The organism is Streptomyces sp. W16 (assembly GCF_033194735.1).
Lineage (GTDB): Bacteria > Actinomycetota > Actinomycetes > Streptomycetales > Streptomycetaceae > Streptomyces.
The window spans coordinates 1-9,278 of record NZ_JAWOAI010000401.1; the positions used below are offsets into that span (position 1 = coordinate 1).

Here is a 9,278-nt window from a genome sequence, read left to right on the forward strand (position 1 = left end):
CCGCACCGCGCTCCGTGCACGCGACCAGCACCGAGCGCTCGTCGTGGGCGGCGCGCTCGCGGTGGACGAGTCCGGCCGCCTCCAGGCGTTTCAGCAGCGGCGACAGCGTGCCGTAGTCGAGGCGCAGGGCGGTCGAGAGGTCCTTGACCGTGCTCTGGCCGCGTTCCCACAGGACGAGGAGGACGAGGTACTGCGGGTAGGTCAGGTCCAGCTCCTCAAGGAGCGGGCGGTACGCGGCCGTCAGCGCGCGCTGGGCCGCGTACAGCGCGAAGCACAGCTGCTCGTCGAGGAGCAGCGACCCGGCGGCAACCGTATGGTCCTCGACCCTGTGGTCCTCGTTCGTCACGCGCCCATTGTCACGGACCGCGGGTCGAACCCGAAGGGCAGCTCCAGACGATGGGCCCGCATCAGCGCGTCGTCGGAGAGGAGTTCGCCGGTCCCGCCGTCCGCCGCGATCACCCCGTCGCTGAGGATCAGCGAGCGCGGGCACAGCTCCAGGGCGTACGGCAGGTCGTGCGTGACCATGAGGACGGTCACGTCCAACGACCGCAGGATGTCGGCCAGTTCGCGGCGGGAGGCTGGATCGAGGTTGGAGGAGGGCTCGTCGAGGACGAGGATCTCCGGCTCCATGGCCAACACGGTCGCGACCGCGACCCTGCGCCGCTGCCCGAACGACAGATGGTGCGGAGGACGGTCCGCGAAGTCCGCCATGCCGACCAACTCCAGTGCCGTACGCACCCGTTGCTCCAGCTCGGCGCCCTTCATCCCGGCCGCCGCCGGGCCGAAGGCCACGTCCTCGCGGACCGTCGGCATGAAGAGCTGGTCGTCGGGGTCCTGGAAGACGATGCCGACCCGGCGCCGGATCTCCGTCATGTGCCGCCTGCCGACCGGGAGTCCGGCGACCGTCACCGTCCCGGCGCCGCCGGTGAGGATGCCGTTGAGGTGCAGGACGAGGGTGGTCTTGCCTGCGCCGTTCGGGCCGAGCAGGGCGACCCGTTCGCCGCGCGCGACGCTGAAGTCGACGCCGAACAGGGCCTGATGGCCGTCGGGGTAGGCGAAGGCCAGCCCGGCGACTTCGAGAGAAGGAGTGGTCACAGCGTCCATCCCAGTAGGCATACGACAAGGGCGGCGGACGGGAGTGCGAGGGCGTACGACCACTGCGCCCGGTCCGCGGTCACCTCGTCGATCACCGGCATGGAGCCCGCGTAACCCCGGCTCACCATGGCGAGATGGACGCGTTCCCCGCGTTCGTAGGAGCGGATGAACAGCGCGCCCGCCGACTTCGCGAGCACGCCCCAGTGCCGGACACCCCGGGCCTCGAAACCCCGTGACTCGCGGGCGATGCGCATCCGGCGCATCTCGTCGGTGATGACATCGCCGTAGCGGATCATGAAGGACGCGATCTGCACGAGGAGCGGGGGGAGCTTCAACCGCTGCAATCCCAGGAGGAGTTCACGGAGTTCGGTGGTGGCGGCGAGAAGGACGGAGGCGGCCACGCCCAGGGTGCCCTTGGCGAGGACGTTCCAGGCGCCCCAGAGGCCGTTCACGCTCAACTCCAGCCCCAGGACGGTCACTTGCTCGCCCTCCGCCACGAACGGCATGAGGACGGCGAACGCGACGAAGGGGATCTCGATCAGCAGGCGGCGCAGCAGGAAGGCGGCGGGCACGCGGGCCGCGCGGGCGACCAGCCCAATCAATACCGCGTACAGCCCGAACGCCCACATCGCCTCGCGCGGGGTCGACACCACGACCACCACGAACGCGAACACGGCGGCCAGCTTGGTGTGCGGCGGTAGCGCGTGCACGGGGGAGTGGCCGTGCCGGTACAGCCGGTGGGGGTGGCCCGCGCCCATCTCAGGCCACCTGCGAGGTGCTACGGCGCCTGCGGACCGCCCAGAAGACCCCGGTGCCCGCGACGACCGTCACGCCGACGCCGATCACGCCCGCGAGGCCGCCGGAGAGCCGGGCGTCCTCGACATCGCGCACGCCGTAGTCGGCGAGCGGGGAGTCGGCCGAGGAGTGCTCCTTCGCCGCCCGGTCGATGCCTTGGTCGGCGGCGACCTTCTCCAGGCCGTCGGGGTTCGAGGAGGCGTAGAAGCTGACGAAACCGGCGAGGAGGAGGGACGTGACCAGGCCGCCGATCCACAGCTTGCGGCGCGAAGCACCCCGAGCAGCGACCGGCTCCAACTGCGCCGGCACGTCCACGAGTTCGCCGTTCACCCGCAGTTTGAGCCGCTGCTCCAGGCCGCGCGCGCCGTAGACCAGATCCGGGCGTACGGCGATCACGGCGCCCACCGTCAGCGCGGTGATCGCGGCCTCGCCGACGCCGATGAGGACGTGCACGCCGATCATCGCGGTGGCGACCTTGCCGAGGGAGACGTCGGTGGTGCCGCCGAGGGCGTAGAGGAGGGTGAAGACGAGGGCGGCGGCGGGGACGGAGAGCAGGGCCGCGGTGAAGGACGCGGCCGTGATCGAGCGGCGGCTGCGCGGGAGGATCTTCACCAGGACGCGGAAGACGGCGTACGCCACGACCGTCGTGGTGATCGCCATGTCGGTGATGTTCACGCCGAGCGCGGTCAGCCCGCCGTCCGCGAACAGGATGCCCTGCATGAGGAGCACGACGGACACGCAGAGGACACCGGTGTAGGGGCCGACCAGGATCGCGGCCAGCGCGCCGCCCAGCAGATGGCCGCTGGTGCCGGCCGCGACCGGGAAGTTGAGCATCTGCACGGCGAAGATGAAGGCGGCGACCAGGCCCGCCAGCGGCGCCGTCCTCTCGTCGAGTTCGCGGCGCGCGCCGCGCAGGCTCACGGCGATGGCGCCGGCGGCGACCACTCCGGTCGCGGCGGACATGGGGGCGTCGATGAATCCGTCAGGCACATGCACGGGATGATTTTAGATGGTTGTTGCGAGTCCTTTGCAAGAGCGAGAAAGTCTCTTGCCGATATGTGAGATCTATCGCCCCGAGGGGCGCGGCCGAGAAAATATGCGACATTGGGGTAGTGGAAGCGGATGCATAGCTTTCACACAGGTCACTCAGCGTAAGGGGCCGCCCGATGTCCGTAGTCGAACAGTACGCGCGAGCCCATATCGTCACCGACGAGGACGTGGACCGGATGGACCGTGACGCGGTCCCCGTCGTCCTGCGGTACGACCCCGAATCCGATCCGCGAGCCGTCCGTATCGACCTGCCCGGACCACATGAATGGACCTTCGACCGGGCGCTGCTGGAACAGGGGCTGCGTGCCCCCGCCGGCAGCGGCGAGGTCCGGGTGTGGCCGTGCGGCCGGGTACAGGCAGTCGTCGAGTTCCACTCCGAACAGGGCGTCTCCGTCGTCCAGTTCGAGACGAAGACGATCATGCGGTTCCTGCGGCGGACCTATACGGCCGCCGCACCCGTGGCGAGCTGAACTCCCCGTAGGGGCCCGGGGGTTCAGCCGCCGAGGCTCGCGCCCAGCTTCAGCAGGGCCGCCACGATCGGACCCGCCGTGTCGCCGCCGTGGCCGCCCGCCTGCACCACGCCGGCGGCCACGAGGTCGCCCTTGTACGCGGTGAACCAGCCGTTGGGCTTCTTCTGCCCGTCGACCTCCGCCGAGCCGGTCTTCGCGCCGTAGTCGGGACCGAGTCCGGCCATCGCCTTCGTCGCCGTGCCGTAGTCCGCCGTGTACTTCATGACTTCCTTCAGCTCGGCCTGCGTCGTCGACGACATCGTGCGCGAGGCCTTCGCGATCGTGCGGTTGTCGACCGTCGGGGAGACCAGGTACGGCTGGTGGAAGGTGCCCGTGTCGACCGTGGAGGCGACCGACGCCATGTTCAGCGGGTTCATCCGGACCCCGCCCTGGCCGATCAGCGAGGCGCCCATCTGCGCGCCGCTCTGCACCGGGACCGAGCCGTCGAAGGTGGGGACGCCGATGGCCCAGTTGTTCATGCCGAGGCCGTAGACCTGCTGGGCCTCGGTCGTCAGGTCGCTGTTGGACAGCTTGGGCGCGAAGTTGATGAAGGCGTTGTTGCAGGAGGCCCCGAAGGCCATCTTGAACGTGCCCTTCTTGATCTCCGAGTCGTCGTCGTTGTGGAAGGTCCAGCCCGCCAGCTTGTACGTCTTGGGGCAGGGGTGGGACGCGTCCGGGGTGATGAGGTTCTTCTCGAAGAGCATCGTCGACGTCACGATCTTCATCGTGGAGCCGGGGGCCAGCGAGCCCTGGAAGGCCACGTTGAATCCGTGCGAGGCGTTCGCGACGGCCAGGATCTCGCCGGTCGACGGGCGCATCATCACGACCGAGGAGTTCTTCTGCTTGCTGACCTGCGTCTCCGCCGCCGCCTGGAGCGTCGGGCTGAGCGTCGTCTTCACCTTGCCCGGCGTGCCCTTGCTCAGCTCGACGAGCGTCTTGTCCGACTGCTTGGACTTCTTGCCCCGGATGACCTGGAGTTCGATGCCCGCCTTGCCGCCGGCCTTCTTGCCGAACTTCTCCCGCAGCCCGTCCAACACCGGCCCCAGAGACGGGTACTTGGCCGTCGTCAGCTCGCCGCCGTCCCGGTCGTAGGCCTTGATCGGCGGGGTGCCGGACTCGCCCGTCACCAGGGTGTCGCCGTCCGCGAGATCCGGGTGGACGACGGAGGCGTGCCACTGCACGTACGGCTTGCCGTCCTTCGCGCTGCGCACGACGGTGAGTGAAGTGGCGTACGTCATCGGCTTGGTGAGGCCCTTGTACGACACCGTGCACTTCACGGAGAAGGGGACCTTGGCGCCGGTGGGGGTGCCCTCGGTGACGGTGATGCCCGTCATGTGGGCGTTCTTGCTGTAGCCGGTGAGCAGCGCGGTGGCCGCCGTCGACTTGTCGGTCGCGGCGGCGGCCAGGGCGACCTTGCCCTGCTGCCAGTCGGCCAGGTACCGCTTCGCGGTCGTCTGGACCTCGGCCGCCGTCAACGGGCCCTTCTTGATGGCCTTGTGGTCCGCGGTGGTCGACGTGCGCGCCTCGGCCGACGCTCCGCCGTCGTACAGCGCGTAGGCGCCGACGCCCGCGCCGACGACGGCCACGGCGATCACTCCGCCGACCATGGCGGGTCTCGCCTTCCGCCGCTCGGCGACGACCTTCTTCTTGCCCCTCGTGCCCACAGTTCCCGATCCTCCGCGAATCCCTTTGGGCCCCCGTCGCCCTCGGCTCTCTCACACCCCAACGACCACGCCCACCCTAGAGTCCCGTCCTGTGCGGGTGAGTTCCCTTTCCGGTAGGAGTGAGTTCAGCCACTCGCCGCCAGCACCGCCCGGACGATCGGGCCCGCGGCGTCGATGCCGTGGCCGCCGTCCTGTGTCATGGCCGCCGCCGCGACATCGCCGCGGTAGCCGGTGAACCAGCTGTTGGACTTCGACTGCCCGTCCACCTCGGCCGATCCCGTCTTGGCGCCGATGTTCGGGCCGAGCCCGGCCATCACGCCGGCCGCGGTGCCGCTGGTCGCGGTGCGGTACATCATCGCCCGCAGTTGGGCCGACGTACTCGCCGACAGGCCCTGTGCGGTGGCCAGTTGGCGGTCGTCGAGGCTCTGCGCGACGAGCACCGGCTGGCGGAACGTGCCCGTCTTCGCGGTCGCCGTCACCGACGCCATGTTCAGCGGGCTCATCTGCACCTGGCCCTGGCCGATCAGGTTCGCCGCGGTGTCCGGGCCGCCGGAGGCGGGAACCGAGCCGTCGAAGGACGGGATGCCGGTCTTCCAGTTGTCCCGGCCGAGCCCGAAGCGGTCCTCGGCCTCCCTGGTCAGGGAGTCCACCTTGACCGAGTCGGCGAACTTCACGAACGCCGTGTTGCAGGAGCGGGCGAAACTGTCGGCCAGCGTCGCGCCCTCGTCCGGCTTGAGGCCCGTCAGGTTGTGGAAGGTCTGACTCTCCGAGATCGCGGACGGCGGGCAGGGCGCCGGGCGGTTCATCGAGGTCAGCCCGGTGTCGATGAGCGTGGCAGCGCTGATGATCTTCATGGTCGAGCCGGGCGCCAACTGCCCCAGGAACGCGGCGTTGAAGCCGTCGTTGCGGTTGTTGGCGACCGCCAGCACCTGCCCGGTGCTCGGCTGCAGGGCCACGATCGACGACTCCGAGTACTTCGTCACGGCCTTCTCCGCCGCGGCCTGCGCGCTCGCGCTGAGCGTCGTGCGCACCTTGCCTGCCTTGCCCTTCTCCAGGGTCAGCAGCGTGGTGTCGGCCGAGTCCGCGACATCGTGCTTGATCGACAGCTCGATACCGGGCGAACCACCCGCCTTGTCACCGTACTTGGAGCGCAGCTCGTCCAGGATCGGCCCCAGCGACGGGTACTTCTCCTTCGTCAGCACGGTCCCGTTCCGGTCCACGGCTTCGATCGCCGGGCTCGCGGACTCCCCGGTGACGAAGGTGTCGCCGGTCTTCAACTCCGGGTGAATGACGGCCGGTTGCCAGTCGACGAGGGCCCGCCCGGTGGTCTTGCCGCGCACGACGGTCAGTCGGCTGCTGTACGTCAGCGGCTTCGACTTCCCGTCGTATGACACCGTTGCCTTCACCGTGAACGGCACGGTCGCCCCGGTCGTCGTACCGGGAGTGATCTTCACGCCGGTGATGTGCCCGGCCCCGCTGTAGGACTCCAGCACGGTGTCGGCCGCCGCGTCGTTGTTCGTGTACGACGCCGCCGTCACCGCCTGCCCCTTCTCCCAGGCCGCGAAGAACTTCGCCGTCGCCGCCTTGACCTCCGACGCGCTCGGCGGCCCGGTCTTCACGGGCGCGGGCCCGCCGGAACCCCCCACACCCGAACTCCCACCCAGCGCGGACACCAGGTTGTACGCCCCGTACCCCGCCCCCGACACCATCACGGCGAACACACTGCCGATGACGGTGGCCTTTACCCCCTTGCGCATGGCGCAGTCCTCTCCCCGTTATCAGTCCTTCGAACTGTAGGTGGCGTGGGGGAAAGCTGTGAGAGGTGTTGCCTTTTGTTGTCTCAACAGAGACCAGCCGGCGAGCGATCAGTCGGGCACTCCCGCCGCGTCGAGGAGCCGCTGCATGTCCTCGACGGGGAGCGCGGGATTGCCGGCGACGGAGCCGAGCATGTCGGGATCGGCGAGCAGTTCACGGATCCGTGCCAAGGGCAGCCGCGGGTCCCGGGCGACCAACCCGGGCAGTCCCTCACGACTGAGCCGGTCCAGGTCCTCGGGGGTCAGCGCGGGATCACGCAGTGCCAGCCGACGTTGGCGCGGATCAGGGGAGTCCAGGAAACGGGCCGCCAACCCCGCCGACGGGAACCCGGGCTTGGCGATCAGCATCTCCACGGCCCGGTGACTGCCGTACAGATACAGGTCGAGCAGCAGCTCCGGCGGCGGCTCGGGATGGAACTCGCACAGCAGCAGCCGTACGGCGAAGTCCTCGTCCCGGGCGAGGAGTTCGACCATGTCGGGCGGCAGGGCCGGGCACACCGCGGCACTGCGACGGAGCCAGGTGTGCGCGGACGTCGCACACCGGCGCAGGACCTCGACGTCCTCGCGGGCGTCCCACACCCAGTCCAGCGGGCGTAGGCGTGCCTCGGGGTCCACGGTGTAGTCGATGGCCGCGCGCTCCGGCTCGGTCAGTTCCGGCCGGGCGGAGACGACGAGGCGGATGCGCGGGTCCGGGTCGACGGCCAACTGCCGTACGAGGTCCGGTGGGAGGGAGGGGTTCGCGGCCACCGAGACCGGGTGTGGCTGGGCCACCATGTGCTCGGCGAACTCGCGGCTCAGCAGCCCGGTCCGCAGTACCTCGTCCACCGGCCACGAGTTGCCGAGGCTTTCGACCAGCCACGCCGTCCGGTCCGCGTCCTCGCGGCAGACCTGCACGGCGGCGGCCTGCCGCACCTTCAGGTCGTCGTCCCGGAGCAGCAACTCGCGTGTGGCGTCCGGCAGTTCCTCCCACGCACGGCAGGACGCCCTGCGGAGGACGCTGTCGGGGTGGTCCGCCAGGCCGGCCAGGACATGGGCGGGGACGACGGACCACAGGACGCTCTCGTGGCGGATGCGCTCGTCCGGGTTCTTCAGCAGCCGCTCGTACGCCCAGTCCGGCAGCGGCTCCACCCGGCCCCGGTACGGCGTCGGCCCGATGGCGAGGGCGAGAACGACCTTCGGCGACGGATCGTCGACGAGCCGGGCGCGCTGCGCGGGGTCGGCCGAGACGCTGTCGGCGAAATCCTGCCGGAGCCTCGGCTCGGGGTCCGCCAGGATCGCGTCGACGACCTCCAGCGGCAGGTGGGCGCGCTGGGCGACGGTTCTCCGCACGTCCCGGTGGTCAAGTTTGAGCAGTCGCAGCAGCACGCCGGCCGGTGTCGCCGGGTTCCAAGACAGCGCTCTGAGCGCGGCGTCGAGGTGATCGTCCATGTCGTTTCCGTCCGTTCCGTCCCGCCTGGACCCAGGTGTCCAGGCACATCCTCGACCGCCACTGCTCGATGGGGATCGACGTGCCCGTGTACATGTACAGCGGCCAGAAGTTGGGCTCAAGCCCGGAGTCAGGTTCTCTGACCTCGGCAGGCTGGATCAAGGGACTTCGGCCACTCCGCCCCGGACGACGAGCACTCCACCGCCACACTTGCCGGGCCGTCCGAGGTGGGTCAGCGACTACCAATAACGACCACTGACAACTACCGCCATACAGCTTCCCGTTCCAGGTGGGGTGCTGGTCGCGCTGTCCTCTGTGGTGGGGTGAGTGAGGACCTTTGTGCCTTTTGCCGCGTTCATCGGCTGGGATTGGTTGAAAGCCTGTGTGCGGTGGTCTGGGTGGGTTCTAGTCTCGGTGGCGGCAGGGCGCGGGGCTGGTACGGGGGGTTCGGGTGGCGGGTGTCGGGGATGTGCCGGGCGGAGTGCGGTTGTTCGTCTCGCATGCGGGGGCGGATCTCGCGTGGGCGGAGTGGGTGGCCTGGCAGTTGCAGGATGCCGGGTACGAGGCGGAGTTGGGTGTCTGGCACTGGGGGGCCGGGGAGAACGTCATCCTCAACATGGACCAGGCCCTGGCGGCCGGGCCGATGGTGGCGCTGTTCTCGGCCGCGTACTTCGAACCCGAGCGGTGGACCACGGAGGAGTGGACGGCGAAGCTGGCCGGGCGGGAGAAGCTGATCCCGGTCCGGATCGAGGACTGTGCCGTGCCGCCGATGGTGCGGGCGTTGCTTGCGCCGGCGTTGTTCGGTCTGGGCGAGGAGAAGGCGCGGGAGGTGCTGCTGGCGGCGGTGGCGGGGCCGGCGGGGGTTCCGCGGGTGCCTCCGGGGTTTCCGGGCCAGGGCGGGGCGGGGCGGTTGCGGAGGATGGGG

At 69.8% G+C, this 9,278-nt stretch carries 9 protein-coding genes; 2 read left to right on the forward strand and 7 right to left on the reverse strand.

Going from position 1 to position 9,278, the window contains the following annotated elements; genetic code table 11:
* The 4 genes from R6V09_RS37655 to R6V09_RS37670 all read right to left on the reverse strand — a co-directional run.
* On the reverse strand, nt 1-346 hold a 346-nt coding region (locus R6V09_RS37655; protein ID WP_317885972.1), incomplete at its 3' end, for a MarR family winged helix-turn-helix transcriptional regulator.
* A complete protein-coding gene (locus R6V09_RS37660; protein ID WP_317885973.1) occupies nt 343-1,104 on the reverse strand; it encodes an energy-coupling factor ABC transporter ATP-binding protein in 762 nt (253 codons plus the stop codon). The genes R6V09_RS37660 and R6V09_RS37655, both read right to left, overlap by 4 nt.
* Nucleotides 1,092-1,853 (reverse strand): cobalt ECF transporter T component CbiQ, encoded by a 762-nt coding sequence (cbiQ, locus tag R6V09_RS37665; protein WP_317885974.1) that lies wholly within the window; start codon nt 1,851-1,853, stop codon nt 1,092-1,094. Before cbiQ ends, R6V09_RS37660 begins: the two co-directional genes overlap by 13 nt.
* 1 nt (nt 1,854) lies before the next feature.
* Entirely contained in the window at nt 1,855-2,886 is a 1,032-nt protein-coding gene (locus R6V09_RS37670) for an energy-coupling factor ABC transporter permease (RefSeq protein WP_317885975.1), read from the reverse strand.
* Nucleotides 2,887-3,056: 170 nt separating this feature from the next.
* Here R6V09_RS37670 and R6V09_RS37675 point away from each other — a divergent pair, with 170 nt between their 5' ends.
* On the forward strand, nt 3,057-3,410 hold the full coding sequence (locus tag R6V09_RS37675; protein WP_317885976.1) for an SsgA family sporulation/cell division regulator: 354 nt from the start codon (nt 3,057-3,059) through the stop codon (nt 3,408-3,410).
* A gap of 23 nt (nt 3,411-3,433) precedes the next feature.
* Here R6V09_RS37675 and R6V09_RS37680 read toward each other — a convergent pair whose 3' ends face one another.
* From R6V09_RS37680 to R6V09_RS37690, 3 genes are all read right to left on the reverse strand, one after another.
* Entirely contained in the window at nt 3,434-5,056 is a 1,623-nt protein-coding gene (locus tag R6V09_RS37680) for a penicillin-binding transpeptidase domain-containing protein (RefSeq protein ID WP_317885980.1), read from the reverse strand.
* A gap of 182 nt (nt 5,057-5,238) precedes the next feature.
* Nucleotides 5,239-6,870 (reverse strand): penicillin-binding transpeptidase domain-containing protein, encoded by a 1,632-nt coding sequence (locus R6V09_RS37685; RefSeq protein ID WP_317885977.1) that lies wholly within the window; start codon nt 6,868-6,870, stop codon nt 5,239-5,241.
* Between the two features lie 108 nt (nt 6,871-6,978).
* On the reverse strand, nt 6,979-8,355 hold the full coding sequence (locus R6V09_RS37690; protein ID WP_317885978.1) for a hypothetical protein: 1,377 nt from the start codon (nt 8,353-8,355) through the stop codon (nt 6,979-6,981).
* 485 nt (nt 8,356-8,840) lie between these two features.
* Here R6V09_RS37690 and R6V09_RS37695 point away from each other — a divergent pair.
* On the forward strand, nt 8,841-9,278 hold a 438-nt coding region (locus R6V09_RS37695), incomplete at its 3' end, for a toll/interleukin-1 receptor domain-containing protein (RefSeq protein ID WP_317885979.1).

What these genes read in the sequence shown, in the direction of transcription:
- R6V09_RS37660 (WP_317885973.1), bottom strand. Translation starts at nt 1,104, where the DNA reads ATGGACGCTGTGACCACTCCTTCTCTCGAAGTCGCCGGGCTGGCCTTC.
- cbiQ (WP_317885974.1), bottom strand. Translation starts at nt 1,853, where the DNA reads ATGGGCGCGGGCCACCCCCACCGGCTGTACCGGCACGGCCACTCCCCC.
- R6V09_RS37675 (WP_317885976.1), top strand. Translation starts at nt 3,057, where the DNA reads ATGTCCGTAGTCGAACAGTACGCGCGAGCCCATATCGTCACCGACGAG.
- R6V09_RS37680 (WP_317885980.1), bottom strand. Translation starts at nt 5,056, where the DNA reads ATGGTCGGCGGAGTGATCGCCGTGGCCGTCGTCGGCGCGGGCGTCGGC.
- R6V09_RS37685 (WP_317885977.1), bottom strand. Translation starts at nt 6,870, where the DNA reads ATGCGCAAGGGGGTAAAGGCCACCGTCATCGGCAGTGTGTTCGCCGTG.
- R6V09_RS37690 (WP_317885978.1), bottom strand. Translation starts at nt 8,355, where the DNA reads ATGGACGATCACCTCGACGCCGCGCTCAGAGCGCTGTCTTGGAACCCG.